Consider the following 26581-nt stretch of genomic DNA (forward strand, 5'->3'; position numbering starts at 1 on the left):
CGCTACCCTCGCGGGAACGCCGGGGTCTGCGGGGATCGCCCGCCTCGAAGCCGTTCGTACTCTGTTCTGTCCGCTCATCTATGGACGACGTTCCGAATTGGGCACCTTAAACGCTCCCCGGCAGGAATCACGGCTGATAATCGGGTACGTACATTTATTGGCGGCTTCGCGCCAGATACGAGCAAGCCCGGCGTCGCCGAGGCGGCGTCGGAGGACACAACATGTCGCAGAACACACAGGCCGCGAGTGCCGGAGCGACCACCGGGGCGGCGGCAGACGACACGGAAGAAGAGTCAACCCGAGAGGTGCAGGTGCTCGAGTTCAAACTCGGGTCGGAGACGTACTGCGTCGACATCGATTACGTCTCGGAGATAGTCGACAAGGGGTCGCTCACCGCGGTTCCGAACGCGCCCCACTACGTCGAGGGCGTGATGGACCTGCGGGGACGGACCACTTCCATCGTCAACCCGAAGTCGCTTCTCAACGTCGAGGGCGACGAGGACGAGTCGAAGCGCATCGTCATCTTCGACCCCGGGAAGTTCGACGACGAAGCGGCCATCGGATGGCTGGTCGACGAGGTGTATCAGGTCGTCCGCGTCGGCATGGACGACGTCGAGGAACCGCCCTTAGAGAAGGACGACGCCATCGAGGGCGTCATCAAGCGCGACGGCCACCTCGTCATCTGGATATCGCCGGTGGACGCCGTCGCGTCGGCCTGAACCGGTCGCGCCGTCTCTCTTCTGCGATTTTCTTCCCCCCGCCGAGTGACCGCCGCACGAGGGTCAGTCGCCGGCGACGACGACGCAGGCCGCCGCGCCGTCGTTTTCGCGCGTCGCGTCGGACGCAGAACGTCGGATATATGTGCGTCGATACGAACCCAATCGACAGACATGGACGGGGATGACAGATGAGTCGCGGGGGCGACTCGTCGTTCGTGGAGTACAGCATCGAAGACAAACCGCCGTTCGGAACCTCGCTGCTTCTCGGCGTCCAACACTACCTCACGATGGTCGGCGCGAACATCGCCGTCCCCCTCATCCTCGCGGGCGCACTCGGCATGCCCGCCGAGATTATCCCGCGCTTCGTCGGGACGTTCTTCGTCGTCTCGGGGGTGGCGACGCTGGCGCAGACGACGTTCGGGAACCGCTACCCCATCGTGCAGGGCGCGCCGTTCTCGATGCTCGCGCCCGCACTCGCCGTCGTCGGCGTCGTAACGGCGACGAACCCCGCCGGCCCCGACTGGCAGGCGGCGTTGCTCCAGTTGCAGGGGGCCATCATCGCGGCGGCCCTCATCGAGATCGTCGTCGGCTACCTCGGCCTCCTCGGCAAACTCCGCTCTTACCTCTCGCCGGTCGTCATCGCGCCGACGATCGCGCTCATCGGCCTCTCGCTTTTCAACACGCCGCAGGTGACCTCCGCCGGGGGCAACGTGTGGCTCCTCGCGTTCACCCTGCTTCTCATCGTCCTGTTCTCGCAGTACTTCGACACCGCCCACCGCGTGTTCCAGTTGTTCCCGGTCCTCCTCGGCATCGTCGCCGCGTACGTCGTCGCCGCCGCCCTCTCGGCCGCCGGCGTCTACGCGCCCGGCACGCCGGGGTACGTGGATTTCGGGATGGTGCTGTCCGCGCCGGCGTTCGTGCCCATCTACCCCCTGCAGTGGGGCTTCGCGGGCGGGCCGAACACGGTGACGGTCGGACTCCCCCTCGTCGGGTCCGTGGCGTTCGGCGTCCCGCAGTTCACCGCCTCCTTCTTCGTCGGGATGCTCGCGGGCGTCGCCGCCTCCATGATCGAGTCGCTGGGCGACTACCACGCCGTCGCGCGCCTCTCGGGCGTCGGCGCGCCCTCGAAGAGGCGCATCGACCACGGTATCGGCATGGAGGGCATCATGAACGTGTTCTCCGGCATCATGGGCGGGAGCGGGTCCACCTCCTACTCGGAGAACATCGGCGCGATAGGCCTCACCGGCGTCGCCTCGCGCTACGTCGTCCAGATCGGCGCGGCGGTGATGCTGTTCGTCGGCTTCGTCGGCTACTTCGGCCAACTCGTCGCCACCATCCCGGACCCCATCGTCGGCGGCCTCTACGTCGCCATGTTCGGTCAGATCGTCGCCGTCGGCCTCTCGAATCTCAAGTACGTCGACCTCGACTCCTCGCGCAACGTCTTCATCGTCGGCGTCGCCCTGTTCGTCGGCCTCGCCGTCCCCTCGTACATGGGTAACGTCGGGTCCGCGCAGGCGTTCCAAGAGGGAATGCGCGGCGTCTGGCTGTTCGGCCCGGTTCTCGGGACCCAGATCGTCGCCAACACCGTCTACGTCATCGGCTCTACCGGCATGGCCGTCGGCGGCCTGTTCGCGTTCGTCCTCGACAACACCGTCGAGGGAACCCGCGAGGAACGCGGACTCGACGAGTGGGAGGACGCCGCCGAGGCGGACGAGGACTTCGCCTCCGCCTACGACCGCTTCGTCCGAAGCGACGAACGACAGACGAAGGCCGACTGACCCCCGCCCGAACGGTCCTCTCCTCGCCGCCCCTCCCGCGCCGCCCGGTCAGGCGTCGTCGTCCGACCGGTCGGCGTTTCTCTCTCCGCCGTCTCCACCGTCGTCGCGGAGCGTCGCGTGCGTGTCGTCGTCGGGCGTCTCGTCCCCGACCCCCGCGCGCCCGACGGAGACTAAAAGCAGGTAACCGACGGCCCCTAACGCGAACAACGCGACGGGGATGACGAACGGCCCGAACGCGTTGAGGACGCCGTCTAAGAGTTCCGCGACGGCCGACTGCATCGGCGCGACCATACGGCCGTTCTGTCCCCCGCGAGGTTACCGTTTGGGGCGTTCCTCCGCGGGACCGCCGTTCAAGGCGACGTCCGCGCCGAGGGCGTCGCCGTCCGCGGTGGAAGTGGGAGCGTCGCGGCGGCCCCGGCGAGGACGACGAGCGTCCAGACGTTCGAGAACACCGGCGCGAAGTCGTACCGGCTCCCCTTCTCGGAGACGGAGTCGACGACGCGGTTGACGGTTCTGTTCGCGGCGACGGCCCAGACGACGACGATGACGGAGAGGGAGGGGAGGCCGAAGAAGCGCTCTACGGTCGCGGGGTCCACCAGCACCGCCGTTCGGACGGCGGGCACCTGCGTCAGGACGAACACGCCGGCGAGTGCGGCCGTCAGGACGACCGGAACCCGCAGTTCCGAGAGGACGATGTCGTCGTACTCCGTGTCGGTGTGGGTGACGTAGCGGCGGGCGGCGCGGAGGACGACGAACTCCAACGCGAGGGCCGCGCCGACGGAGACGAGGAGGACGAGTGCGGTGACCTCCCACGCACCGAGACCGTCGAGAATACGAACGAGAGGGCCGAACATGGCGGAGACAGACGTCGCCGAGAGATAACCGTTTCCGGTACGGTCTCCGGCGGCGACCGGTCGCTTTTTCCGGCCGCCCCGCCGACGGGGGGTATGTACCAACTGGGGCACTACGGCGTCTCCCTCGTGGTGTTCTCGCCCGTCGGGTTCGCCCTCCTCCGCCTCGGGCGGCCGGAGCTGGCGTTCCTGACGGGGGCGGTGATGGTGGGGTTGGCGATGCTGCCGGACGTGGACCACCGGATTCCGTTCGTGGACCACCGCGGTCCGACGCACTCGCTCCCGTTCGCCGCGGCCGTCGGCGGAGCGTTCGCCGGCGCGGGGCAGCTTTTGACCTCCGCGGGGTCGGACCTCGGCGTCGCCCTCACGCTCGGCCCCGCGGGCGTCGGACTCCCGGCGTTCGGCTTCTTCGTCGGCGCTCTCACCGTCGTCGCGCATCTCCTCGGAGACGTGCTCACCCCCATGGGGGTGAACTTCCTGTGGCCGCTCTCGGGGTACCGGTACTCGCTGTCGCTGTGGCCCGCCAAGAGTCGAATCGCCAACTACGGTCTGTTCGCGGTGGGGATATTCGTCGCGTCGAGCACGTTCGTCCTCGCGGTCAGGCTGTGAGCGGAGTCCGCGGGGGCGTCACGCCTCCGAGACGAACTGGAGCCTGTACCCGAAGTATCGCTCGTCGTACCGGAGGTATCCGCGGCGGCGGCCCGACTCGACGCCCCCGTCCTTCTCGACGTTCCCGTCGAGGTAGGTCCAGCGGTCGAGTTTCTTCAGCACCGACTCGAAGGCCGGCGAGTACGGGTGCGACTCGCTGTGCGCCTCCCGTATCGCGTCCCGTACGACCTTTCTCGCCCCCGGAGAGAGGTCTTCGCGGGCGATTCGGGCGTCGAGGAGGCGCGCCCGGAGAATCGTCTCCATCTCCGATTCGGAGTCGGCGACCGGTTCGACGTTCGCCCGGTACACCGCCTCGTGAAACGTCTCCCGCGTCACCTCGACTTCGTAGACCGTCTCCCGATACTCGACGCGCGAGGGGCCAGAGTCCGAGAGGATTCGACTGGACGATATCGCCACCTCGTCGCGGTAGACGTAGCCGTCGCGTTCGACGAGTCCCCACGGGACGCCGCCGACGTTCCCCCGTGCCCGCGCGGCGAAGTACGCGATTTTGACCGCCCGCCTGTCGGCTTCCGGGAGCGACGAGTGGGCGACGGCGTCGGGGGCGTCGCCACTCGACCCTTCGACTTCGTACACTCGGAGGACGGGGTGCGTCACCTCCGATTCGCCGACGACGAGCGAATCGAGGCGGTAGTACGTCCCGTTCCGGCGCGCGTACGTCGGTTCGTCGTCGCCGCGGGCGAGGAACGGCGTGCGGTGTTGGGTCGTGTACGCCGACCCGTTCAACGCCGCGTCGAACGCCTCCTCGTCCCACGACGGTCGCGTCTCGGTCAGATCGACGACGTATCGCTCCCGAAGCGACTCCTCGAACGGAGACAGCGACAGCGCCAGTTTCCGGGACGAATCGGCGGTGCCCGTCGGAGACACCTGCGAGCAACCGCCGAAGGGAGATATCAGTCCGAGTCCGCAAGCGGCGAGTGCGCGTCGCCGAGTGAGTTTGCCGGAGGGCATCGGGAGAGAGTCAGGTTCGCCAACCAAAGCAGTTTCTCATCCGTCGGAGGCGCGACATCGTTACTACGCTTGCGCGCAGAGAGGCGACGACAGTGTTCGGAAGACGGTCTACCGACGCGATAGGGGCGGCCGCGGTCATCCTTCTAACGGCGGTCTGTTTCACCTGGATGACCGACAGCCTCCTATTGGCGGGACTGCCCGCCGGGTCGTTTTGGAGAGTGGCCGCCGTCCCGTTCGCCGTCTCTCTCGTCGTCACCTGCTATCTGGACCTGTTTTGAGGCCCGACTACCGCACCGACGAAACAGTGATACGAAGCGCGCCGAAAAGGTGTCATATGGGAAACAGTGACCCGGGTCCGAACGAACCGCTCTCGCCGTACTTCCCGTCGGACGCGCCCTCCCTCCCGGGAAACGGTCGCCGGTGGTTCGCGATTCTCCTCTCCGCGATGATACTCAGCGGGGCGATTTACGCGTTCGCCACGGCCTTCCTGTAGGTGTCGGGCGGGCGCACGCGACGCGCGACACGCGCGACGCGGGCGCAAATCATTAAGCGTCGACCGGGAGGAATACCGGCATGGTCGAGTTCGACTCCGACGCGATGCGGCGCTTTCCGGTCCCCGAGTACGACGAACTCCCGGCGGACCTGCGGGAACGAATCGACGAGGAGACGGAGAGGGCGGGCTTCACGCCGAACGTCTTCGCGACGTTCGGGTACAAGCCGAGTCACTTCCGGGCGTTCTTCGACTACCACGACGCCCTCGTCGAGGACACCTCCCTCGACAGGGAGGAGGTGGAGATGATAATCGTCGCCGTCTCGGGCGTCAACCACTGCTACTACTGCAACGTCGCCCACGGCGCACTCGTCCGCATCTACGCCGAGGACCCGGAACTCGCGGACCAACTCGTCGCCAACTACCGGACGGCGGACGTCTCCGACGAACGACTCGCCATGCTGGACGTGGCGGTGAAACTCACCGAACGACCGACGGAGGTGGGCGAATCCGACTTCGAACTCCTGCGCGAGGCGGGGTACTCCGAGGAGGAAATCTGGGACATCGGGGCGGTGACGGCCTTCTTCAACCTCTCGAACCGGATGGCGATGTTCGCGGACATGCGTCCGAACGACGAGTTCCACGGCATGGGCCGGGAACCGCGGGAGTGAGCGTCAGAGGACGCCGAGGACGAACCCGAGGCCCATCGCGATCAAGACGAGAGCGGAGAGCGTCGGGAAGTACGGCGCGACTGCCTCCACGCGGTCCTCGTAGCGGTAGTACCCCGCCACGAGGAGCAACGTGAGGCCGACGATGCCGGCGACGACGGCGAGGGCGTAGGCGGTCATCAGTTCGAGGCAGTAGTTCGACCCCGAACAGAGGAGGATGATCTCGAACTCCTCCTCGTGGGCGAACCCGAGGACGAACGCGAACGAGGCGAGACTCCGGAGACTCGTCTCCGAGGCGTCCGGTTCCGAGCGGTCGTGGTCGTGCGAGTGACCGCCCGAGGGGAGGACGCCGCGGAGGCGCGCGGAGAGACCGGCTCCGGGGTCGGCGTCGCGGTGGTGACTGTGGCCGTGAGAACGGCCGTGACGATGGTCGTGACCGTGGTGGTCGTCGTGTTCGTGTCCGTCGCCATGTTCGTGTCCGTCGTCGTGTTCATGCTTGCCGTCATGGTCGTGCCCGTGTCCGCCCCCGCGGAGTTCGTGCAGGCCGAGGAGTATCAGGAGGACGCCCGCGACGGTCGGAAGCCACGACGCCTCTCCGAGGTCGAAGTACGACTTCGCGGCGAAGAAGACGGCCACCATCGCGAGACTGCTGACGAGGTGGCCGACGCCGAGGACGACACCCGCGACTGTCCCGTGGACCCACTTCCGTCGCTTCTCCATCGCGTACGACGCCGCGACGGGCCACCCGTGTCCGGGTTCGACGCCGTGGACGACGCCGAGACTCGCGGCCCCGACGAACAGCCCCACAATTTCACTCGCCATGGCGGAGATAGTTGGAGACGGCGTAAAACGCCTGTTAAGACCGATTCGGGGGTTTCGTAATAACGCCGACCGACGCCGCGAACGGATTTGCGCCGTGCGTGACGAAATGATAGGGTAGATAACAGGTCAATCTAACTGACCTCGTCGTTTTGTTCTTGCATCCGTAGGTGTAGGTAATGGCTACGGACGCGAAAGTTGACCCGATAGAGATCCTGTTGGTCGAGCCGAGTCCCGGCGACACGCGGTTGTTCACAGAGCAGTTCGAGGACGCGAAGATCCTGAACACGCTGAACGCGGTTTCCGACGGCGAGTCCGCCCTCGATTACGTCCACCGACGCGGCGAGTACGAGGATGCCCCGTGTCCGGACCTCATCCTGCTGGAACTGCAACTCCCCGGAAAGAGCGGCATCGAGGTGCTGTCCGAACTGAAAGGCGACCCCGAGGTGGCCAACATCCCGGTGGTCGCCCTGACGAGTTCGGACCTCGGCGAGGACTTGGTCAGGTCGCACGAACTGGAGGCGGACGCGTACATCCAGAAACCGGTCGAACCCGCGGAGTTCGTTGAGTTCATCCAGTCCGTTGAGGACTTCTGGCTCAGAATCGTCCGGAACTCTCCCGAGGAGTGAGTCGCGTCCGTAGCAGTCGGCTTCTTGTCCCTCCGCCGCCGACCGTCGGGGTATGCGAACCAGTCTGAACGTGCCCGAGGAGGTGCTCTCGGCGTTCGACGCCGTCTGGCGGGCCGAGGGTATCGACTCCCGGTCGCGCGCCATCCGCGAGGCGATGCTGGAGTACGTCGAGTCCCACAGTCGCCTCGAAGACGCCGAGGGCGACATCGCCGCCGTCGTCGTCTTCGACTACGAACACGAGGCGGTCATCGGCGAGTTGCACGTCGTCCAACACGAGTTCGAGGAGGTCATCGACGCGACGAGTCACACCCACCACGGCGAGTGGTGCCTCGAAACGGCGTTCTGCGAGGGCCCGGCCGAACGGGTCCGAACGCTCGTCTACCGCCTCCGGGACTTCGACGCCGTCCGCCGCGTCTCGGTGCTGTCTCTGACCGCGGACTCCGCGGAAACGTGAGTGTTCGCATCGTGGTACAGACGCCGGAATCCTTATGAGTCCCCTGCCCGTCTTACCGTGCGTAATGGCGAAAGGTACGGTTGCGTTCTTCAACGACACAGGCGGTTACGGTTTCATCGAAAGCGACGACGCGGACGAAGACGTGTTCTTCCACATGGAAGACGTCGGCGGTCCGGACCTCGAAGAGGGTCAGGAGGTCGAGTTCGAGATCGAGCAGGCCGACAAGGGCCCGCGCGCGAAGAACCTCGAGCGTCTGTAAGAGCGCAACACGGTAGCGGTACTGCGGTCGGCGGTCACGTCGATTCTCACCACGGTTCTGCCGTTTTTCACACCTCCTAGTTCCGACTCCGCCGAAGGACGGTGCGACGATAGCTCTGAGACGGCGAAGCGACTATGCCGCCTCCGCCGAGAGTCACCGCCGATGGTCGAACCCTCACCCACCGTCGCGTTCGTCTGCGTCCAGAACGCCGGGCGGAGCCAGATGGCCTACGCCTTCGCGCGGAGAAACCTCGACGAACGCGAACTCGACGCGACCGTCCTCACGGGCGGGACGCGCCCCGCCGACGGCGTCCACGGGAACGTCGTCGAGTCGATGGCCGAACTCGGAATCGACCTCTCCGACCGCACGCCGCGGGAAGTCACGGTCGAGGAACTGTCCGACGCGGACTACGTCGTCACCATGGGGTGTTCCGCCGAGGACGTCTGCCCCGCCGGGTGGGGCGGCGAGAACCGCGATTGGGGACTCGACGACCCGCACGGCGAGGGGCCGGAGAAGACGGCGGAGATACGCGACGAGATACGCCGCCGCGTCGGGGCGTTCTTCGACGAACTCGAAGCGGAGGCGGACGGCGAGGCGAACGCCGCCGAGGGACGGTAGGCGGTTCGGCCGGGGCGGACACGCCGTGCGGCGCAGTTCCACGCCAACCTATTGGTCGTCCCTCCCGGACATCTCGGTGATGTACCTCGGAGACGAAGCGTGGCCCGACCTCGAAACGTACTTCGAGGAGGAATCGCTCGCGTTGGTCCCGACTGGGTCCACGGAACAGCACGGTCCGCACCTGCCGGAGGCAACGGACCACCTCATCGCGGAGGCGTTCGCCCGGGAAGCCGCCGAGCGAACGGGCTACCTCTGCACGCCGACGATAAACGTCGGCGTCAGCGGTCACCACCGGCAGTTCCACGGGACGATGTGGGTCGACCCGCCGGCGTTCCGCGAGTACGTCGAGTCGCTGACGCGGAACCTCACGGAACACGGCATCGACCGGGTGATATACGTCAACGCCCACGGCGGGAACGTCCCCCACCTCCGGGAGGTGGGCGCGCGCCTCCGGCAGGACGAGACGGCGTTCGCCATCGAGTGGATGTGGAACGAGAGCATCCCTGACCTCGTGGACGAGTTGTTCGAGCAGAACGGACCGCACGGCGGACCGAAGGAGACGGCGATGATCCAGCACCTCCGCTCGGAGTTGGTCCACGACGACCGACTGGAGGAGGCGAGAGACGGCGGGATTCCGAGCGTCGATGCGGCCGGGACCGTAAAGCACGGGTCGCGGACGTTCTACGACGCCGCCGATAACACCGAAAACGGCGTCCTCGGCGACCAGACCGACGCGACGGCGGAGAAGGGCGAGGAGATGTTCGAGGCCGCGAGCGACCAACTCGTCGAACTCTGCGAGTGGGTCGCCGCGCGGGAGTTCGAGGAGTTGCTGCCGGAACCGCACGTGTAGCCGCCGGAGAACGTCCGCGCGGCGGGGCGAACTACCGCCCGAACGCCTCCTCCTCGCGCTTGCGGAGTTCGATGCGGCGTATCTTTCCGCTCGACGTCTTCGGGAGTTCCTCGACGAACTCCACCCGGCGCGGGTACTTGTACGGGGCCGTCTCCTCCTTCATGAACTCCTGAATCTCGGTCGCCAACTCGTCGGACGCGTCGTACCCCTCCGCGAGGACGACGTACGCCTTCACCACGTCGCCGCGTTCCTCGTGCGGCGAGGCGACGGCGGCCGCCTCGGCGACCGAGGGGTGCGAGACGAGGGCGTCCTCCACCTCGAACGGGCCGATTCGGTAGCCCGCCGAGATGATGATGTCGTCGGCGCGCCCCTCGAAGAAGAAGTAGCCGTCCCCGTCGCGGGAGGCCAAATCGCCCGTCCGGTAGTAGTCGCCCGCGAACGTCTCGCGGTCCAGGTCCTCGCGTTCGAAGTAGCCGTCGAAGATGCCCGGGCAGCCCACGGGGACGGCGATTTCGCCGATGTCGCTCGCGCCGAGTTCCTCCCCGTCGTCGTCGATTATCGTCGTGCCGAGGCCGGGCGTCGGCTTGCCCATGCTCCCGGGCTTCACGTCGATCCCGGGGTAGTTGGAGACGAGAGCCACCGTCTCCGTCTGGCCGTACCCGTCGCGCGGCGTCACGCCGAACGCGGATTCGAGGGCCTCGATGGGTTCGCGGTTCAGCGGTTCGCCCGCGGAGAGGGCCGCCCGGAGGTCGATGTCGAACGCCGAGAGGTCCGCCTGCGCGAACATCCGGTACTGCGTCGGGACGGCGCAGAGGCGGGTGACGCCCTCCTCCTGCATCACCGAGAGGAACGTCTCGGGGTCGAACTCGCCGTCGTAGAGCAACTGCGTCGCCCCCGTCGTGAGTCCGACGCCGACGGGACTCCAGAACCACTTGGCCCACCCGGTTCCGGTCGTCGCCCACAGGAGTTCGTCGTCGAGGGTCGGCGCGTCGGACTCCTCGAACCCCGGCGCGACGACGCCGTCGGCGGTGACGCCCCACCAGTACGGCGCGTTCACGAGTTCGAAACACCGCATCCACCGGTGGCGGTGCATCACCGGTTTCGGCTGACCCGTCGTCCCCGACGTGTAGTTGATGGACATCGGGTCCTCGGCGCGGAGTTCCGGCCCCTCGTGCGTCTCCGGTCGCCCGTCGACCGACTCGTCGAAGGAGTCCCACCCGTCGGGATTTCCGTCGGGCGCCCCGACGTCGTCCCCCTCGCTATCGCTCGTGGGACCCCCGCCGACGCAGACGAACGTCGAGAGGGGCGTCTCCTCGCGGACGGCGTCGACCATCCCGACGAGAGAGTCGTGGGCGACGACGGCCGTCGCGTCGCAGTCGGACGCCCGATAGGCGATGTCCTTCGGTTTGAGCATCGACGAACACGGGACGAGCAACGCGCCGCGCTTCAGCGCGCCGAGTTGAATCGCGAACACGTCCGGATGTCGCGGCAGGAGGTGCAACACCCGGTCGCCCGGGCCGACGCCCGCCGCCTCCAACGCGTTCGCGAACCGGTTCGCGTCCCGCCGCAGGTCGTCGTACGTTCGCTCCTCGCGGACGCCGTCGGAATCTCTGAACCGAAGCGCGACCCGGTCGCCGAACGAGTCCGCGTGCGACTCGACGACCGCCGGGAGGTTGTAGTCGGCGGGGACGTCCCACTCGAACGATGCTATCGCGGCCTCGTAGTCTGCGGTCATGGTGACTCGTCTCGCAGAAACATAATAATTGTTAGTGCGTTTTGTGGTGAGAACGACCGCCTCCCGACGCCTCACCGACCGGGGGCGGCCGAACTCGCCCGGCGACGAGGTTCCGGCGGTCCGAACCGCCTCCCGTGACTTCTTTGCTGAGGCCAGAGACGGTAGCGATACGCATGGAGTACACGACGCTCGGCGACACGGGAATGGAGGTGTCGAGAATCTGTCTCGGTTGCATGAGTTTCGGAAGCAGCGACTGGCGCGACTGGGTGTTGGACGAGGAGGAGGGGAAGGAACTCGTCGAACGTGCCCTCGAACTCGGAATCAACTTCTTCGACACCGCCAACATGTACTCCGAGGGCGAGTCCGAACGCGTCCTCGGGGAGGCGTTGGAGGGCCGCCGCGACGAGGCGGTGGTGGCGACGAAGGTGTACTTCCAGATGGACGAGGAGAACCCCAACTCGGGCGGCCTCTCCCGGAAGGCCATCGAACAGGAGTTGGACAACTCCCTCGAACGGTTGGGGATGGACGCCGTGGACCTCCTGCAGATTCACCGCTACGACGACGACACGCCGATGGAGACGACGCTCCGCGCGTTGGACGACGCCGTCCGCCGCGGGAAGGCGCGGTATATCGGCGCGTCGTCGATGTGGGCCCACCAGTTCGCCGACGCCCTCCACACCGCCGACAGCCTCGGACTCGAACGGTTCGCGACGATGCAGAACCACTACAACGTGCAGTACCGCGAGGAGGAACGCGAGATGCTCCCCCTCTGCGAGAAGGAGAACGTCGGCGTCATCCCGTGGTCGCCCCTCGCGCGGGGGTGGGTCGCCCGGCCCCACGAGGAGGCGCGGTCCACCACGCGCGGGGAGTCCGACGAGTACGCCCACGAACACCCCTACCTCGAAGGCGGCGGCCGCGAGGTGAACGAACGCGTGCAGGAACTCGCGGAAGAGAAGGGCGTGAAGATGGCCCAGATAGGCCTCGCGTGGTTGTTTCGCAAAGACTGGGTGGACGCGCCCATCGTCGGCACGACGAGCGTCGAACACCTCGAAGACGCCGTCGAAGCCCTCGATATCGACCTCTCCGAGTCGGATACGGAGTACCTCGAAGAGCCGTACGAACCGGTCCGCGTCTCCGGACACGACTGAGGCGGGCAACCGCCCCGTTCGCCGACCCGCCGCGGCCGAACCGCCGTTCTACGCGAGTTCCGCCAGCGCTCGGTCCACGAGCCCCGAGTCGTACGTCCAGACGCCGTAGAACGTCTCGTCCGTGCGCTGTTCCGCGACCAGCGCGTTCTTCGGGCCGTCGTTCCCGCCCCCGTCGAAGACGACAAACCAGTGTCGCCCGAACTCCGCTTCCGACCCGACGTGGAGCGTCAGCCCCGACTCCGCGACGCCGTCGTCGCTCGCGTCGTCGTCCGTCCCGTCGTCACCGGCGCGGTAGACGTGGACGTCGAGGTCCGTCTCTGCGGCCATCCGCCGGTAGAGAGACCGTTGGGCTCGAAACGCCGACCGCGACTGAAACCCGACGTGGAGCCTCCCCCGCCCCGTCCGCCACGCGCGGTCCTCGAACTCCCGGGTGGTCGCGAGGAGTTGTCGCCGCGACAGCGAGGCGAACACCGTGTCGTCCAACAGTTCGACCAGCGCCCGGTACTCCGGCGAGAGGTCCGTCGCGTCGTACGGGCGCCGTATCGGCGGCCAAAGGAACGTTCGGAGGCTCTCGACGGAGACTGCTCCGAGGAACCGCCCGCCGTCGAAGATGGTGACGAACGGGTCGGGACCGCCCGGCGGGACGTCGCGGTACTCCATCTCGACGTTCTGCGCGTCGAACTGCGCCGGCAGGTCGCCCTCCTCCGGCGCGTAGTACACGGCGCTCTTTCGGCGCTTCTCCGCCTCCTCGATGACGAACTGGAGCGTCAACGCGAACCGCTCGCCCCCGTCGCCCGTTCGTACCGATAGCTGAGCCGGATCGCGTCGCGGACGGGTTCGGCGAGCGACGGGAGTCGGACGTCGCCGTCGGCTTCGTCGTACGCGACGAGTCCGCGGTCCGCCAGCATCGGGAGGTGGATGTGGTGGAGCGACAGGAGAACCTTCTCCCGTTCGTCGGCCCCGACGACGCCGCGCTCCGCGGTTCGCCACCCGAGGAGCGTGTCGGCGAGCTCCTCCACCGTCGTCCGACGCTCGTCCAAGAGTAGCCACAGCGTCCGCCGCCTCGTGGCGTCCGCGAGCGCGTCGAACAGCTCGTCCGGCGGCGGAGCGTCGATCGCGGAGTCGTAGTCCCACCGCTCGAAGTCCGGACGGGCTCTGTCGGCGTCGTTCGTGTCTGTCATGAGTGCCACCGACTCCGAGAGACGGAGTTATGGCATAACTTGCCGTGATAGATATTCACATTTATGGTCGGCGGAGGAGGCGTGGACGAACGAACAGTTTTCCGGCTGCGAGCGGCGAATTTCGCCCGCTTCGGTCGGCGTCGCTGCGGCGAACGGGTCAGTCGTCCGCCGAGAGCGACGCTCCGCCCGTCGGCGTCGAACTGAGGCGTCTGACCGCCCGCGAGGCGACGACGGCGATGGCGACTTCCGAGAGGCCGACGGCGAGGAACGCCGCGAGGTAGCCCGCGGTGCTGGTGGCGACGCCGCCGACGACGAACCCCGCGAGGAAGCCGAGACTGCCGAAGATGTTGAACCCGCCGAGGGCCGCCCCGCGTTCCTCCGGCGCGGCCACGTCGGCGACCAGCGCCATCGTCGCCGGCGAGACGAGTGCGCCGAAGACGCCGACGACGACCATCCCGGCGACGGCGAGTTCGAGCGTCGGCGCGAGTCCGACGCCGACGATGGCGAACCCGAAGCAGAGCGACCCGACGACGACCGGAACGAACCGCCCGACGCGGTCCGAGAGGACCCCCGCGGGGTACTGCAACAGCGCGAAGGGGAAGAAGAACGCCGCCAGCGCGAGTCCCGCGCCGAACGCGTCGAGGCCGAACGTCTCCCGGAAGTAGTAGACGCCGACGAGGGCGAAGAAGCCCGCCGTCATGCGGTCGATGAACCCGAAGGCGTACGGGACGGCGAGCGCCGGTTTCTCGCTCAGACGCGAGAGCGCGGGCCCCACCTGGAGTCGAACGCCGTCGGGCGTCCGGTCGGGGGCGCTGGCGACGAGCGCGGCGGCGACGACGAGGAGGGCGGCCGCGCCGTACAGCGGGTACAGCGGGTCGATGTCAGCGAGTCGCCCGCCGACGACGGAGCCCAGCGCCGCCCCGAGGCCGATGGCGATGCCCGCCGCGCCCATGTTGCGCCCGTTGCCGCCCGCGAGGTCGGCCAGCGCCGTCATCGACAGCGAGAACGCGCCGATGGTCATCGCGCCGCCGAGGGCGCGGATCAGGAGCACAGCGGCGAACGAGAGCCCGAGGGAGGGCGCGGCCGCGAGAAGGAGATAGCCGCCCGCGCCGCCGAGTGCCCCGAGGACGACCAGCGGTCTGCGGCGTCCGAGGGCGTCGCTCGCCGCCCCCCAGACGCCGGCGAAGAGCACGAACGCCGCGAACTCGGCGACGAGGAACCACATGCCCGCGTTCACGTCCCCCCCGCCGCCGAGGGCGACGACGAGGTCGGACACGCCGGGGTAGACGAGCACCTGCGAGACCAACACCGCCCACACCGCGAGCGCCAGACGCGCACGTTCGCCGCGTCGTCCGTCCATACTCGTCACTTAGCGTCGTCGGACAAAAGCCGGTCGTTGTATTCGCGGCACGCACCAGAACCCCTTTTTTCCGCAGACGCCTAGCCGGGGTATGTTCGACGGAGGCGGAACGTCCAGACGGGAGTTCGTGAAGGCCGCCGTCGCCGTCGGCGGGGCGTCCGCGCTCTCGGCCTGCATGAACCGCGCCGAGGAGGAGGGGGGAGAGCCGATTCCGAAGGGGACGACCGACGCCGACTCGCTCCCGTCCAGACAGCACGCGTGGAACGACTTCGTCCGACGGGACGACGACGGCAACGTCGAGTTGCCGCGCCATCAGGTGCTCCTCTACCTGACGCTCCCCGGCGAGGGTCCGCCGAGCGACGACGACCGACGGACCGTCGAGTCCGTCCTCGCCACCCTCGACGAGGCGTACGAACGGAGCAACGAGGGCGTCATCTACTCTGTCGCCTACTCGCCGCGGTACTTCTCGCGGTTCGAAGCGCCCCTGCCGGAGAGCATCGACCTGCCCGAACCGCGCGCGCTCTCGTCGTTCGAGACGCCGGAGTTCGACCGGCAGGACGCCCTCGTCCACCTCGCCTCCGACCGCGCGGACGCCGTTCTCGAAGCCGAGCAAGCCCTCCGCGGCGAGTCCGACGCCAACGGAATCGAGATGCGGTCGGCGCTGACGGACGTGTTCACCGTCGATTCGCGCCGGACGGGGTTCGTCGGGCCGGGGATGCCCGCCGAGAGGCAGGACGGCCTGAAGGGAATCCCGGACACGAACCCCGTCCCGGAGGAGGCGCCGCTCTTCATGGGCTTTAAAGCCGGGTTCGCGAAGACGCAGGCGACAGAAGACTACGTCACCATCGAGTCGGGACCGTTCGCGGGCGGGACGACGAAGCACGTCGCCAACATCCGCCAACGCCTGCAGGACTGGTACGTCGAACAGGACTTCGACGAGCGAGTGTCGGAGATGTTCTCGCCCGTCCACGCCCGGAAGGGACTCGTCGAGGGCGTCGGCGAGAACCTCGGGAACGACAGCGGGGTGACGACGGAGATACGCAACGCCATCCGCGACCACGCGATGGAGTTCGGCCGCGTCGGCCACGCCCAGAAGGCCGCGCGGGCGAACCGCGACGCCGAGGGGAACGTCCGCATCCTGCGCCGACACTTCGAGTCCACCGACGACAACACCGCCAGCCTCCACTTCCCGACGCTCCAGCGTCGGATGTCCGACTTCGAGGAGGTGCGGGCGGCGATGAACGGCGACGACCTGACGGACATCCCCACCATCCGCCAGCGAGTGAACAACGGCATCTTGGAGTACATCTTCGTCAAGCGGCGGGGGAACTTCCTCGTCCCGCCGCGGGAACTCAGGTCGCTCCCGACACCGACGGGCGAGGCGCCCGGACTCGACGGGTGACGGCTCGGCCGAGAGCGCGCGAAAAAGGTTCCGCGAACCGCGTCAGTCCAGCAGCGAGACGTTGTCTCTGAGGTCGGTCTCGATGGCTTCGAGCGTCCGGCCCTTCGTCTCGGGGACGAACCGCTGGACGAACACCAACCCGACGAGGCTACAGAGTCCGAACAGCCAGAACGTCGAGGGCGTCCCGATGCTGGCCCGCAGTACGGGGAAGGTCAGCGACACGAGGAGGTTCGCGCCCCAGTTCGCGACGGTGACGGTCCCCATCGCGGACCCGCGGACGGCGAGCGGGTATATCTCGGAGATGAGCAGCCAGAACACGGGACCCAGCCCGATGGCGAAGAACGCCACGAACAGCATCAGGCTTATCGTCGCCACGATTCCGAGCACGTCGCCGAACCCGGGGAGGTAGAACACGGTCCCGAGGATGGCGAGCGTGACGACCATCCCGCCGACGCCGACGAGGAGCAGTCGCCGCCGACCGACGCGGTCCACCAAGGCGATGGCGACGATGGTCATCACGACGTTGATCGTCCCGATGCCGACCGTCGCGAGGATGGACGTGACGCCCCCGAAGCCGGTCGATTCGAGGATGGTGGGGGCGTAGTAGATGACCGCGTTGATGCCGGTTATCTGCTGGAGGACCGCCAGTCCCAGACCGACCACGAGCGCCGGGCGGAGCCACGGTTCCAACAGGTCGCGGAGTCCGCTGTCGGACTGTTTGTTCACGGTCTCTGCGATCTCTTCGAGTTCCGTGTCGACGTCCTCCTCGCGGGTCCGTTCGAGGACGGCCCGCGCCTCGTCCTTCCGGCCGTGTTCGAAGAGCCAACGCGGGCTCTCGGGCATCTTCAGGATCCCGACGCCGAGCACGACGGCCGGAACCATCCCCGCGCCGAGCATCCAACGCCACGCGCCGGCGTCGGCGAACGCGAAGTTGACGAAGTACGACAGCAGGATGCCCGTCGTCACCATGAGTTGGTTCAGCGACGTGAGCGCCCCGCGGATGCTGGGCGGGGCGATCTCGGAGATGTACAGGGGGCCGACGATGGAGGCGAAGCCGATGGCCACGCCGTCTATCAGTCGCCCGGCGACCAACACGGGGACGTTCGGAGCCACGGCCATCGTGAACGACCCAAGGAAGAAGACGACCGCCGCGATGAGGATGAGTCGCCGTCGTCCGAGTCTGTCCGCCAACTGCCCGCCGACCGCCGCGCCGGCGGCCGCACCGGCCATCGCTCCGCTGACGATGATACCCTCGACGAGAGGAGACATCGTGAAGGTGTCTTGGATGAACAGGAACGCGCCCGAGATGATGCCGGTGTCGAATCCGAACAGTAGTCCATTCAGAGCGGCCAACGCGGAGACGACGTAGACGAACCGGTCGCCGTCCCCGCGTACGACCTCGCGTATGGTAGCTGTAGACATCTCTGAAGAATAACTCGCTTGCGTGTAAAAAATATCCCGTAATTCTCAGAGACAGCAGTGCCGTGGCTCTGACTGGCGACGGTGTGACCGAGGCCCGTTCACTCCCGATTTCGGACGAACGTCACCGGACAGGGGGCTTCGAGCATCACCTCCTGCGCCACGCTTCCGAATATCGCTTTGCCCGCCGGGGACCGCCGACGGCCGCCGACGACCACGCGGTCGGCTCCGACTTCCTCCGCGATGGCGACGATTCCCTCGCCGCTCGTTCCGGTCGTCGCGCGGGGCTCGCAGTCGATTCCGTCCCGCTCTAACCGCTCGATCACCTCCCGAGCGACGGTCATCCGAGACGCCAGTTCGTCGGGGTCGATGTCCTCGCCCTCCGCGTCGAGCAGTTGTTCGACGGCGTCCCTGTAGGAACCCTTATCGAAGACGTGCGCGACGACGACCGTCGCGTCGCACGGCGCGGCTATCTCCCCGACGGCATCGACGAGGGCGTCGATGCGGGCGTCGTCGCGTCCGCCCACGCCGAGGAGAACCGTTTCGAGTCCCGTCGCGTCCGTGCGGTCTGCCGTATCTGCGCTCATCTCGTTCGACCGATGACAGCCGGGGCGTAAAGAACTTCTCGCGAACTTACTATGATTATAGTAATTATTCGGCGGTGGCTCGCGCGTCCCGCCTTCGGGGTCGCGTCCCCCTCAGAGTTTGCTGTCGATGGCCGACGAGACGGCGTCGTAGCCGTAGGAATCGAGCGCTTGGCCGTCGACGACGACGGTGGGCGTCGAACTGTACCCCTTGTCCACGGCGCGTTGGCGGTCGGCCTCGACGACCGGCCGGTAGGTGTCCTGTTCGACGGCGGCCATGACCTGACAGCCGTTCACGCTGCGGTCCTCCGCCAAGTCGTGGACGAGTTGGTAGCCCGAACTCGTGAGCTTGTCCTGATTCTCGAAGATGGCGTGGGCGTAGTCGAAGAACGTCTCGGCGTCCGTCCGGTCTTGGACGGCCCGCGCGGCGATAGCGCCGCCCCACGACCACTGCTCGTTGACGGGAAGCGGGAAGTCGAAGAAGCGGTACCGGATGTCGCCCGAGGAGATGTAGTCTTCGCGTATCTTCGGGAAAACCTCCGTGCTGTAGGTCGCGCAGTGAGGGCACGCGAAGTCCTCGTAGGCGTCCACCGTCACGGACGCGTCGTCGGGTCCGAGCGCCGGACGCGGGAGCTGTTGGACCGTCTGTTGCTCTCCGACGTCACAGGAGGGTTTCGAACCGCCCGAGGAACCGGGGAGACTTCCGAGGCAACCGGCCGTGGCGGCGAGTGCGCCACCCGTCGCGGCGAGGAGGGCACGTCGGCTCGTTCGCATACCCGACAGGAGGGTGTCCCGGTATTTAGGACCACCGAGGCGGCGCGAGCTACTCCTTTACGTCCGGCGCGCGCACTCACAACTATGCCTGTCGTTAACTACCGAGGGAAGGAGATAGAGTGCGAACGCGGGGCCGTCCTGCGCGACGTTCTCCTCGACGCCGGCGAGACGCCGCACAACGGGCGGTCTCGGCTCCTCAACTGCCGCGGCCACGCGACGTGCGGGACGTGCGCCGTCGCCGTCGAGGGCGAGGTGTCCGACCCGGGGACCAGAGAGCGCGGGCGTCTGTCCGCGCCGCCGCACGACGCGGATTCGGGCCTGAGACTCGCCTGCCGGACGCGGGTTCTGGGCGACGTGACGGTGACGAAGCACCCCGGGTTCTGGGGGCAGAACGTCGAGACGCCCGCGGACGGAGACGACGCGCCGCGGTGAGCCGGGCCGTACTCGCTCGTCACGGCAGCGTCCGGTCGCGCCACGCGAGGATGTCGTCTCGGTCGCGCGTGTCGTCCGGGAGGTCCGAGAAGGGGAACCACTCCGCCGCGGAGATTTCGCCGTCCGGGTCGCACACCGAGAGGTCGAGTTCGGTCGCCGCCGCGGCGAAGACGGGGAGGACGCCCCACGTCGAGTGGTCCTCGCACTCGATGTCGATGCGGTTCGCCATGGCGAGGCCGCGGTAGTCCGCGGAGACGCCCGCCTCCTCGGCGAGTTCTCGCTCCGCCGCCTCGCGGTACGTCTCCCCGTCGCGCAGTTCGCCCCCGGGGAGCACCCACATATCGACGCCCTCGTGTCTGACGAGGAGCAGTTCGTCGCCGTCGCGGTGGACGATGGTCTGTGCGCCGTACGGCGCGCCGGTGGCCTTCACCCGCCGCGCGAGCGTCCGGAACCGCTCTCTGGTGACGTGCCGCGCGTGCGTCCGCTGGATGAACCCCGAGTGGCGCTCTCGGAGTCGGTGGTACGCCTGTTCGGCCCGTTGGGCGGCTTCGTCCGCGAGAAACCAGAGGTCGTCGACCGTCATCTGTCGTCGAGCGAATATCGAGGGACCGCCGGACTCCGTGCGGTTCTGTCGGGCGGGCGGGTTTCTCGGGCGTCCGTGGCGTTCATGGCGGCGATTCGACCCCACGAGTAAAGGTAGCTTCGTTCGGGGAAAGACGCCGATTCTCACGTCGCCGACCCCGCCGGACGGACGGGAGCAGTCGGTGAATCAGTCCACTTTTGAGCGTCCGGAGCGACCGTTCGGCCATGTCCTTCGAAAAGGAAGACACGGTCGTCCTGCACGACAAACACAGCGAGTTCGACGGCGAGGTCGGGACCATCACGCAGGTCGTCGAGACGATGTTCGGCGACCCGACGTACACCGTGAGCTTCGACGACGGACAGGAGGTCGGCATCTCCGAAGACCAGCTCGAAGCGGCCGACGAAGACGAGGAATAAGCGGGCTTTTCCCCGCGCGGTGCGAATCGGCGACGAAGAATGCCGCGCGTCCCGTTCCACTACGTAGACCTGCGTACGTTCTGTTACGCGACCGAAGACGAGAAGCGCGTCGAGGATGCGCTTCGGACGTTCCTCCCCGAGGAGTTCGAGGTCGAACGCACCGTCAGCACCGGCCACCACGGCGACCGCATCATCGTCTTCTCGGCCCGCGTCGAGAACGCCGACGAAGTCCGCCACGTCCTCGCGCGCATCTCGGAACTGCCCGACTTCGAGGGACTCCTCGACGAGTTGGACGACCGGGTGACCGAGAACTGCGAGCTGTTCATGCGGTTGGACAAACAGGCCGCGTTCAAGGGCGACGTCCGCCGGGGCGGGGGACTCACGCTCCGCGCGAAAGTCGAAGCCTACCCGGCGAAGAAGGAGACCGCCGTCGAGAGCGCCCGCGAGGCGCTTCAACAGGCCTCGGAGTTGGACCTCGAGTGACTACTCGTCGCGCCACTTGATGGAGCACCCCTGCGAGGGCGTCTCCTCGATAGGTATCTCCTCGTCGGCCAACACCGCCTCGACGGCCGTCCGCATCTCGTAGTCTGTCGGGTCCTCGTCGGGACTCATCGCGTCGTCGATGCGCGAGTGGAAGACCAACTCGAACCCCTCGTCCGTGCGTTCGAAGAGGAACGGGTCGGGCGTGCAGACGGCCCCGTACTCCCGGGCGACGTCTTGGGACTCGTCGCGGAGGTAGGCGGTGAAGCGAACCTCCCTCTCGTCCACCCGTTCGCGCATCGCCTCGTAGGAGTCGTCGGGGTACTCCTCCTCGTCGTTCGGGTTGATACCGACGACGGCGAGTCCGTCGTACGACTCGGCGAGGTGGTTCAACTCCTCGCGCTTCGCCTCCGCGTACGGACAGTGGTTACACGTGAACACGACGAGCAACGCCGCCGCGTCGGCGAAGGAGTCGAGCGCGTACGTCTCCCCGTCCGCGGCCGGGAGCGAGAAGAAGGGCGCTTCGTCCCCGTGCGACAGTTCGGAGTCTGACTGCATCAACACCATGCGCGGGAGTTCGCGCGCCGCGCAAAAAGTCGTTGCCGCTCTCCGTCCCGCGAGGGGGCGTCACTCGACGCTGACGAGGTAGATAGAGACGAGGGCGAGGCCGATTCCGAGCACCTTGCGGGCGGTGAGCGACTCGTTCAGGAAGGCGATGCCGATGACGGAGCTGAGGACGAGAAACATCCCGAAGACGGGCGAGACGATGCTCACCGGCCCCATCGACAGCGCGCGGTAGTACGCGAGGATGCCGACGGTGAGACAGACGCCCGCGGCGAGGACGAACTTCGCCTTCGGGTGCGAGACGTAGGCGACGGCGTTGCTGTCGTTGTAGACGACGACGCCCAACGTCACGGCGACCAGTACCGTGTTCGCCATCAACGCCGCCACGTTGCTCGGTATCTTCGGCGAACCGGTCGTCGCGACGCTCATAAGCGGCGCGACGAGCGAGTAGGCGGCGAGGGCGAGAACGGCCCACAGCATGTAGTTCATCGACCGAATCGTATCCTCTCGCCGGAGTTTACCGTTTCGAAGCGCCTCGATGGTATTTTGAGATATATTCGGTCGTATTTCGAGATATAGTGTATACACGTCCTGAAAATGATCAATTAGGGACTCATACTTATATAAAATGAGCGTGTACACGCACGTATGTCAGAAACAGAAACTCCCTCGGTCCTGCCGTACACGTGGGACGACCCGAGCGTCTGTCCGTTCTGCACGACCGAGTTAGAGAACCCCGGCGAGGGGTTCATGATCCACCTGCGGGAGAGTTCCGTCTGCGAACGCGGGTTCGACGAGTGGCGGAACTCGGTCACGAACGACATCGGCGGCGAGTGGTCCGGCTAGCGCGCCGAAACGTCGAAACGCCGCTTTTTTCACTCGATTCCCGGCGTGAGGCCGAGCTGACTCGCCATCGTCGCGGCGTCGGTGCTGTTCCACTCTTCGACGCACCGGCCGTCTTCGAACCGCGCTTCGACGAGTCCCCACAGTTCGATTCGCTCGCCGGTGGCGGGGATGTCGCCGTCGGGACTCCGAAGCGTTCCGTCGTGCGTGCCGCGGACGGCGTACCGCCCGTAGACTACGTCGTCGGACGCTCGGACGTCGCACAGTTCGAGCTCGAAGTCGGAGAACGCGTCGTGGTACCGCCGAGCGAACTCCTTGACCGCCTCGACGCCTTCGAGGACGTCCGGTTCCGTCTGCGTGTGCAGTCTAATTTCCTCGGCGTAGGCGTCGTCAGCGACGTCGTAGTCCCGTTCGTTCCAGAACTCTCGGGCGACGCGCTCGAACGTTCGTCGGTTCTCGACTGCAGAGGAGGAAGTAGTTGCCATCTCGAAACACCGAGTATCCGATACGACGCGCAGAATAGTGAAGATAGTTGCGAGCGCGCCGGATTTTCGGGGTTTGCTGACGGTGCGTCGCCGTCAGTCGTCGCCCGTCGGCGCGGGGGCCGCGACCGACGGCGGCGCAGTTCGGAGCGTCAGGCGGACGAGGGCGATACAGAGGAGGGCGCTGCCCGAGACGATACCGAACGCGACGGCGACGCCAGTGGCGTCGATGATGTACCCGAACGCGGGCGGCGCGACGGCGCCGCCGAGCGAGATGCCGACGGTCACGAGGGCGAAGTTCTTCCCGAGGTCGCTCCGCACGGAGAGGCGGTCCGCGAGCGTCGAACGCGCGGGGCGGGAGACGCTGATGGTGCCGCTGAACGGCAACACGAGGACGAGACCGGCGAGGGGGAGCGACAGCGTCGCCAGCGCCGCCGCGACGACCGCCAGCGCCGCGTACCCGCCGTACGCCACCGCCGGCGGTCCCATGCGATCCGTCAGTGACCCGCCGAAGAGGATGAGTACCGCGCCGACGACGAGCATCCCGGAGACGAGGAGGTTCGCCGTCCCGTCGGCGACGCCGTAGCCCGCGGTCAAAAGCTGCGGCGTGTACGTTCGGATGCACCACGCCGCCGCCGAGGTGACGAAGGCGAGGACGGTCAACCCGAGGATGCCCGTCGAACGTACGAGGGCGCGGCCCGCCGCCGCGACGCGACCGGGAACCGACCGGAGCGCGGGCCGTTCGGTCGCGCGGTCCGCCGGGGCTGGGCGCTTGATGTCGTCGGCCAGTCCGCGAATCGCGGCCAAAGCGAGGAGAGTGTAGCCGAGGCCCACGGCGGCGAGAGCGCCGACGGCGTAGCGCCACGACAGCGAGAGCGCGGAGGTGACCCCGACGACGGCGTACGGGGCGGCGAGTCCGGCCTCCCCGCCGAACGCGTGCGCGCTGTAGGCTCTCCCCCGCGACTCGTCGGAGGAGGCGACGGCCAACAGGGGGTAGTGGGCGGGGTGGTGGCCGGCGACGCCGACGCCGAGAACCACCTGCGCGGCGAGGAGCCACTCGTAGGAGGGTGCCAGCGCCGTCGTCGCGGTGCCGAGCGTTCCGAAGACGAGCGACGCGACGAGGACGAGCGTTCGGCTGTGGCTATCCGAGACGTAGCCGAACGGAAGTTGCAAGAGGAGCACCACCGGCCTGCGGGACGCCGATTGCGAGCCCTATCGCGGCGATGCCCACGTCGAACCGCGCCGCGAGGACGCCAACGAGGGGGGCCAAAAGCACCATGTACGCGTGGTTGACGAAGTGCGACCCCGAGACGAGGGCGACCACGCGGCGGCCCTGTTCGTGCGACACGTTCCACCGTCGCGGTCCGACTCCCAAATAGTCGCGGGATGCGGTCAGTCGCGTCGGTCACCCGAACGTCGCGTCGGCGAACGCGCGCAACTCCGTCGCGGTGCCGGTTCCGCCGGTCGCGACGCGGTAGGTGGCGCAGAGGTTTCCGAGCGCCAGCGACTCCTCGGCGGACCATCCGGCGGCCAACGCGCGCGCGAGTCCCGCCGAGAACCGGTCGCCCGCGCCCGTCGTCGTCTCGACGCGGTCCGTCTCCGCGTTCGGAACCGCCGTCGCCTCGGCGTCCCCTCCCTCGCCGCCTCCGACGCCCGCGGCGACGGCCCGGTCTGCGTCGTGGAGGACCGCCAGGCGGAGCGACGCCGCCTCGCGGAGGGCGGCGAGTCGGGCCGCGTCGTCGCCTGACTCCGTCCGGTCGCCCGCCGAGGCCCCCTCGGCGTCCTCCTCGTCGCCCTCGCCCGCCGAACCGTCCGCGTGCGACGCGAGCACGTCGAGTTCCCGGCGGTTGAGGCTCAAAACGACCTCGTTCGACCCCGAGACCGCTCGAAGCGCCTCCAACAGGCCCTCGATTCGCTCGTCGGGGAGGTGACCGAGGGGGCCGGGGTCCACGACGACGAGCGAATCGGTCACCTCCTCAGCCACCGCGTCGAACGCCGCCGGGAGTCCCGGCGCGGACGCCCAGTTGCCGACGTACACCGCGTCGGCGTCGTAGAGGGCCGCGAGCAGTCTGTCCGACCGGAGGACCGCCCCCGACCACGATTCGAGATCGTCGGACTCGGCGACGAGCATCAGGTCGCTCTCCTCGAAGCGGAGGACGTCGACCTCCGATGGCGACCCGAACGACACCGCCTCTATCGCCGGGTCGAGGCGTTCGAACACCTCGTGGTCGAGGTGGCCGAGGAGGGTCGCGTCGTCGCCGAGCGCGGCGGTCTGCCGGGCGGCGTTGACCGCCTGTCCGCCGGGTTCGCGCGCGGCGCGTCGCCGTCGAAGCGACCCCGCGCCGCCCTCGACGGCCCGGACGAACGCCTCCCGCGAGGCGACGTCCTCGTCGCCGGATCGGAGTTCGTAGTGGTCGTCCACGCTGCCGTCGGGGAGACAGCAGACCGAAACGGGGTCGAGGTCGGCGAGGCGCGCCGCGACGTTCTCGTACGGTCGTGTCACGGCGCGGATATCGGTCGCGCCGATGAAAAGCGCGCGGGCGGCCGGGGTGGGGTCGCTCGGTCACCCGACCCAGACGGCCGTGAACGCCTCGAAGAAGTCCTCGCCCGTGTCGAGGAGGGCGTAGTCCGCCCGCAGGTCGCGCGCCCGTTCGGCGACGGCGTCGGTGTGTTCCGCCAGTCTGTTCCGGTACCGCCGGGCCGACGACCCGCCGAAGTACGACCGCCGCGTCTCGTGGGACTCGGGGTCCTCGAAGATGGTGTCGCCGGTCGCGCCGGGGTCGAGTTCGTCCGGCGCGAGGACGTTGACGAGGAGTACGTCGTTGTCGCCGAGGGCGGCGACGGTTTCGGCCACCTCCTCGGGGTCCACGAGGAAGTCGCTGACAAGGACGACGAGCGACCGCGAGCGGATGGTGTCGGCGTACTCCTCGGCGGCGGCGGCGAGTTCCGCCCCGCCGTCGAGCGTCGTCTCGTTCAACCGGTCTATCACGGAGAGGAGTTCGCCGCGGTTCGACCGCCCGGCGTCGAGGCGGTACGGCCCGTCGCGGACGGTCGAAAAGCGGAAGTCGTTGTTCTCCTCGGCGGTGAGGTAGGCGAACCCGAGGCCTATCTTCGCGCCGAACTCGAACTTGTGGGCGTCGCCCTCGCCGTAGTCCATCGACGCCGAGGAGTCGACGAGGACGTGGACGGTGAGGTTTCGCTCCGCCTCGAACTGCTTGATGAAGTACTCCTCCGTCCGCGCGTAGACGCGCCAGTCGATGAGGCGGGTGTCGTCGCCGGGGGCGTACCTGCGGTAGTCGCTGAACGTCAACCCCTCGCCGACGCTCTCGGACTCGGTTTCGCCTTGCAACGGCGAGTCCGACCGCCGCTTCAAGGAGGCGTCGAGGCGCGCGAGTTCGTCGAGGAAGCCGGGGTCGACGGGCATCG

Annotated in this window: 32 protein-coding genes and 2 pseudogenes; 16 read left to right on the forward strand and 18 right to left on the reverse strand. The window is 67.7% G+C overall.

Annotation, left to right across the window (positions count from 1 at the left end; genetic code table 11):
• Positions 1–221 precede the first annotated feature (221 nt).
• A complete protein-coding gene (locus ACZ522_RS17475) occupies positions 222–719 on the forward strand; it encodes a chemotaxis protein CheW (protein ID WP_379696705.1) in 498 nt (165 codons plus the stop codon).
• A gap of 188 nt (positions 720–907) precedes the next feature.
• The gene (locus tag ACZ522_RS17480; protein WP_379696704.1) at positions 908–2497 is read left to right on the forward strand and encodes a uracil-xanthine permease family protein; all 1590 of its coding nucleotides are present in this window, start codon (positions 908–910) and stop codon (positions 2495–2497) included.
• 48 nt (positions 2498–2545) lie between these two features.
• Here ACZ522_RS17480 and ACZ522_RS17485 read toward each other — a convergent pair whose 3' ends face one another.
• Positions 2546–2788 carry a hypothetical protein gene (locus tag ACZ522_RS17485; RefSeq protein WP_379696701.1) on the reverse strand — a complete coding sequence of 81 codons (243 nt, stop codon included), beginning with the start codon at positions 2786–2788 and terminating at the stop codon, positions 2546–2548.
• A gap of 107 nt (positions 2789–2895) precedes the next feature.
• Positions 2896–3351: pseudogene (locus ACZ522_RS17490) on the reverse strand (mechanosensitive ion channel family protein); the annotation flags it as partial.
• Positions 3352–3444: 93 nt separating this feature from the next.
• Between ACZ522_RS17490 and ACZ522_RS17495 the strand changes: the two are divergent.
• Entirely contained in the window at positions 3445–3957 is a 513-nt protein-coding gene (locus tag ACZ522_RS17495) for a metal-dependent hydrolase (RefSeq protein WP_379696698.1), read from the forward strand.
• An 18-nt stretch (positions 3958–3975) separates the two neighbouring features.
• Here ACZ522_RS17495 and ACZ522_RS17500 read toward each other — a convergent pair whose 3' ends face one another.
• Positions 3976–4965 (reverse strand): hypothetical protein, encoded by a 990-nt coding sequence (locus ACZ522_RS17500; protein WP_379696695.1) that lies wholly within the window; start codon positions 4963–4965, stop codon positions 3976–3978.
• Positions 4966–5299: 334 nt separating this feature from the next.
• Here ACZ522_RS17500 and ACZ522_RS17505 point away from each other — a divergent pair, with 334 nt between their 5' ends.
• Both ACZ522_RS17505 and ACZ522_RS17510 read left to right on the forward strand, forming a co-directional pair.
• The gene (locus tag ACZ522_RS17505; protein WP_379696693.1) at positions 5300–5458 is read left to right on the forward strand and encodes a hypothetical protein; all 159 of its coding nucleotides are present in this window, start codon (positions 5300–5302) and stop codon (positions 5456–5458) included.
• A gap of 80 nt (positions 5459–5538) precedes the next feature.
• Positions 5539–6126: a peroxidase-related enzyme gene (locus ACZ522_RS17510; protein ID WP_379696690.1), complete on the forward strand. Its 588-nt coding sequence runs from the start codon at positions 5539–5541 to the stop codon at positions 6124–6126.
• A 3-nt stretch (positions 6127–6129) separates the two neighbouring features.
• Here the strand turns inward: ACZ522_RS17510 and ACZ522_RS17515 are convergent, their stop codons facing one another.
• Positions 6130–6945, reverse strand: coding sequence for a hypothetical protein (locus ACZ522_RS17515; protein WP_379696687.1), 816 nt, complete (start codon positions 6943–6945; stop codon positions 6130–6132).
• 176 nt (positions 6946–7121) lie between these two features.
• On the opposite strand from ACZ522_RS17515, the gene ACZ522_RS17520 reads away from it, so the two are divergent.
• The 5 genes from ACZ522_RS17520 (at position 7122) to ACZ522_RS17540 (ending at position 9752) form a co-directional block, all read left to right on the forward strand.
• Positions 7122–7571 carry a response regulator gene (locus ACZ522_RS17520; RefSeq protein WP_379696684.1) on the forward strand — a complete coding sequence of 150 codons (450 nt, stop codon included), beginning with the start codon at positions 7122–7124 and terminating at the stop codon, positions 7569–7571.
• A 52-nt stretch (positions 7572–7623) separates the two neighbouring features.
• Positions 7624–8025 carry a CopG family ribbon-helix-helix protein gene (locus ACZ522_RS17525; protein WP_379696681.1) on the forward strand — a complete coding sequence of 134 codons (402 nt, stop codon included), beginning with the start codon at positions 7624–7626 and terminating at the stop codon, positions 8023–8025.
• A 64-nt stretch (positions 8026–8089) separates the two neighbouring features.
• The gene (locus tag ACZ522_RS17530; RefSeq protein ID WP_092890212.1) at positions 8090–8284 is read left to right on the forward strand and encodes a cold-shock protein; all 195 of its coding nucleotides are present in this window, start codon (positions 8090–8092) and stop codon (positions 8282–8284) included.
• 162 nt (positions 8285–8446) lie between these two features.
• Positions 8447–8902, forward strand: coding sequence for an arsenate-mycothiol transferase ArsC (locus ACZ522_RS17535; RefSeq protein ID WP_379696678.1), 456 nt, complete (start codon positions 8447–8449; stop codon positions 8900–8902).
• A 79-nt stretch (positions 8903–8981) separates the two neighbouring features.
• The gene (locus ACZ522_RS17540; protein ID WP_379696675.1) at positions 8982–9752 is read left to right on the forward strand and encodes a creatininase family protein; all 771 of its coding nucleotides are present in this window, start codon (positions 8982–8984) and stop codon (positions 9750–9752) included.
• Between the two features lie 31 nt (positions 9753–9783).
• Here ACZ522_RS17540 and ACZ522_RS17545 read toward each other — a convergent pair whose 3' ends face one another.
• Complete coding sequence (locus ACZ522_RS17545) at positions 9784–11487, reverse strand: acyl-CoA synthetase (RefSeq protein ID WP_379696672.1); 1704 nt, start codon at positions 11485–11487, stop codon at positions 9784–9786.
• Between the two features lie 173 nt (positions 11488–11660).
• On the opposite strand from ACZ522_RS17545, the gene ACZ522_RS17550 reads away from it, so the two are divergent.
• A complete protein-coding gene (locus ACZ522_RS17550) occupies positions 11661–12635 on the forward strand; it encodes an aldo/keto reductase (RefSeq protein ID WP_379696669.1) in 975 nt (324 codons plus the stop codon).
• A 48-nt stretch (positions 12636–12683) separates the two neighbouring features.
• Here the strand turns inward: ACZ522_RS17550 and ACZ522_RS17555 are convergent, their stop codons facing one another.
• The 3 genes from ACZ522_RS17555 to ACZ522_RS17565 all read right to left on the reverse strand — a co-directional run bounded on the left by ACZ522_RS17555 (position 12684) and on the right by ACZ522_RS17565 (position 15176).
• Entirely contained in the window at positions 12684–13406 is a 723-nt protein-coding gene (locus ACZ522_RS17555; RefSeq protein ID WP_379696666.1) for a DICT sensory domain-containing protein, read from the reverse strand.
• A complete protein-coding gene (locus ACZ522_RS17560; RefSeq protein ID WP_379696663.1) occupies positions 13403–13816 on the reverse strand; it encodes a DUF7344 domain-containing protein in 414 nt (137 codons plus the stop codon). The genes ACZ522_RS17555 and ACZ522_RS17560 overlap by 4 nt, the downstream gene beginning before the upstream one ends.
• A 157-nt stretch (positions 13817–13973) precedes the next feature.
• Complete coding sequence (locus ACZ522_RS17565) at positions 13974–15176, reverse strand: MFS transporter (protein ID WP_379696661.1); 1203 nt, start codon at positions 15174–15176, stop codon at positions 13974–13976.
• A 91-nt stretch (positions 15177–15267) separates the two neighbouring features.
• Here ACZ522_RS17565 and ACZ522_RS17570 point away from each other — a divergent pair, with 91 nt between their 5' ends.
• On the forward strand, positions 15268–16578 hold the full coding sequence (locus ACZ522_RS17570; protein ID WP_379696659.1) for a DUF7405 family protein: 1311 nt from the start codon (positions 15268–15270) through the stop codon (positions 16576–16578).
• A 42-nt stretch (positions 16579–16620) separates the two neighbouring features.
• On the opposite strand, the gene ACZ522_RS17575 is transcribed toward ACZ522_RS17570, so the two are convergent.
• From ACZ522_RS17575 to ACZ522_RS17585, 3 genes are all read right to left on the reverse strand, one after another.
• The gene (locus ACZ522_RS17575; RefSeq protein WP_379696657.1) at positions 16621–18000 is read right to left on the reverse strand and encodes a sugar porter family MFS transporter; all 1380 of its coding nucleotides are present in this window, start codon (positions 17998–18000) and stop codon (positions 16621–16623) included.
• A gap of 98 nt (positions 18001–18098) precedes the next feature.
• Positions 18099–18584, reverse strand: a complete 486-nt coding sequence (locus ACZ522_RS17580) for a universal stress protein (RefSeq protein WP_379696654.1) — start codon at positions 18582–18584, stop codon at positions 18099–18101.
• 111 nt (positions 18585–18695) lie between these two features.
• Positions 18696–19355, reverse strand: coding sequence for a thioredoxin domain-containing protein (locus ACZ522_RS17585; RefSeq protein WP_379696652.1), 660 nt, complete (start codon positions 19353–19355; stop codon positions 18696–18698).
• An 84-nt stretch (positions 19356–19439) separates the two neighbouring features.
• Here ACZ522_RS17585 and ACZ522_RS17590 point away from each other — a divergent pair, with 84 nt between their 5' ends.
• Positions 19440–19787 (forward strand): 2Fe-2S iron-sulfur cluster-binding protein, encoded by a 348-nt coding sequence (locus ACZ522_RS17590; protein ID WP_379696649.1) that lies wholly within the window; start codon positions 19440–19442, stop codon positions 19785–19787.
• Between the two features lie 19 nt (positions 19788–19806).
• Here the strand turns inward: ACZ522_RS17590 and ACZ522_RS17595 are convergent, their stop codons facing one another.
• Positions 19807–20370 (reverse strand): NUDIX domain-containing protein, encoded by a 564-nt coding sequence (locus ACZ522_RS17595; RefSeq protein ID WP_379696646.1) that lies wholly within the window; start codon positions 20368–20370, stop codon positions 19807–19809.
• Between the two features lie 224 nt (positions 20371–20594).
• On the opposite strand from ACZ522_RS17595, the gene ACZ522_RS17600 reads away from it, so the two are divergent.
• Positions 20595–20786: a DUF1918 domain-containing protein gene (locus tag ACZ522_RS17600; RefSeq protein ID WP_379696643.1), complete on the forward strand. Its 192-nt coding sequence runs from the start codon at positions 20595–20597 to the stop codon at positions 20784–20786.
• Between the two features lie 39 nt (positions 20787–20825).
• Positions 20826–21269: an RNA-binding protein gene (locus tag ACZ522_RS17605; protein WP_379696640.1), complete on the forward strand. Its 444-nt coding sequence runs from the start codon at positions 20826–20828 to the stop codon at positions 21267–21269.
• Here ACZ522_RS17605 and ACZ522_RS17610 read toward each other — a convergent pair whose 3' ends face one another.
• Positions 21270–21833: a thioredoxin family protein gene (locus ACZ522_RS17610; RefSeq protein WP_379696637.1), complete on the reverse strand. Its 564-nt coding sequence runs from the start codon at positions 21831–21833 to the stop codon at positions 21270–21272.
• A gap of 60 nt (positions 21834–21893) precedes the next feature.
• The gene (locus ACZ522_RS17615; protein ID WP_379696634.1) at positions 21894–22319 is read right to left on the reverse strand and encodes an EamA family transporter; all 426 of its coding nucleotides are present in this window, start codon (positions 22317–22319) and stop codon (positions 21894–21896) included.
• A gap of 159 nt (positions 22320–22478) precedes the next feature.
• On the opposite strand from ACZ522_RS17615, the gene ACZ522_RS17620 reads away from it, so the two are divergent.
• A complete protein-coding gene (locus ACZ522_RS17620) occupies positions 22479–22676 on the forward strand; it encodes a DUF7501 family protein (RefSeq protein WP_379696631.1) in 198 nt (65 codons plus the stop codon).
• A 29-nt stretch (positions 22677–22705) separates the two neighbouring features.
• Here ACZ522_RS17620 and ACZ522_RS17625 read toward each other — a convergent pair whose 3' ends face one another.
• The 4 genes and pseudogenes from ACZ522_RS17625 to ACZ522_RS17640 form a co-directional block, all read right to left on the reverse strand.
• Positions 22706–23158 (reverse strand): ester cyclase, encoded by a 453-nt coding sequence (locus ACZ522_RS17625; RefSeq protein WP_379696628.1) that lies wholly within the window; start codon positions 23156–23158, stop codon positions 22706–22708.
• Between the two features lie 93 nt (positions 23159–23251).
• Positions 23252–24503, reverse strand: a pseudogene (locus ACZ522_RS17630) (MFS transporter).
• Between the two features lie 57 nt (positions 24504–24560).
• Positions 24561–25658: a PfkB family carbohydrate kinase gene (locus ACZ522_RS17635; RefSeq protein ID WP_379696625.1), complete on the reverse strand. Its 1098-nt coding sequence runs from the start codon at positions 25656–25658 to the stop codon at positions 24561–24563.
• 60 nt (positions 25659–25718) lie between these two features.
• Complete coding sequence (locus ACZ522_RS17640; RefSeq protein ID WP_379696622.1) at positions 25719–26579, reverse strand: DUF58 domain-containing protein; 861 nt, start codon at positions 26577–26579, stop codon at positions 25719–25721.
• Between the last annotated feature and the right edge of the window lie 2 nt (positions 26580–26581).

This window comes from Halopelagius fulvigenes, from assembly GCF_055398025.1.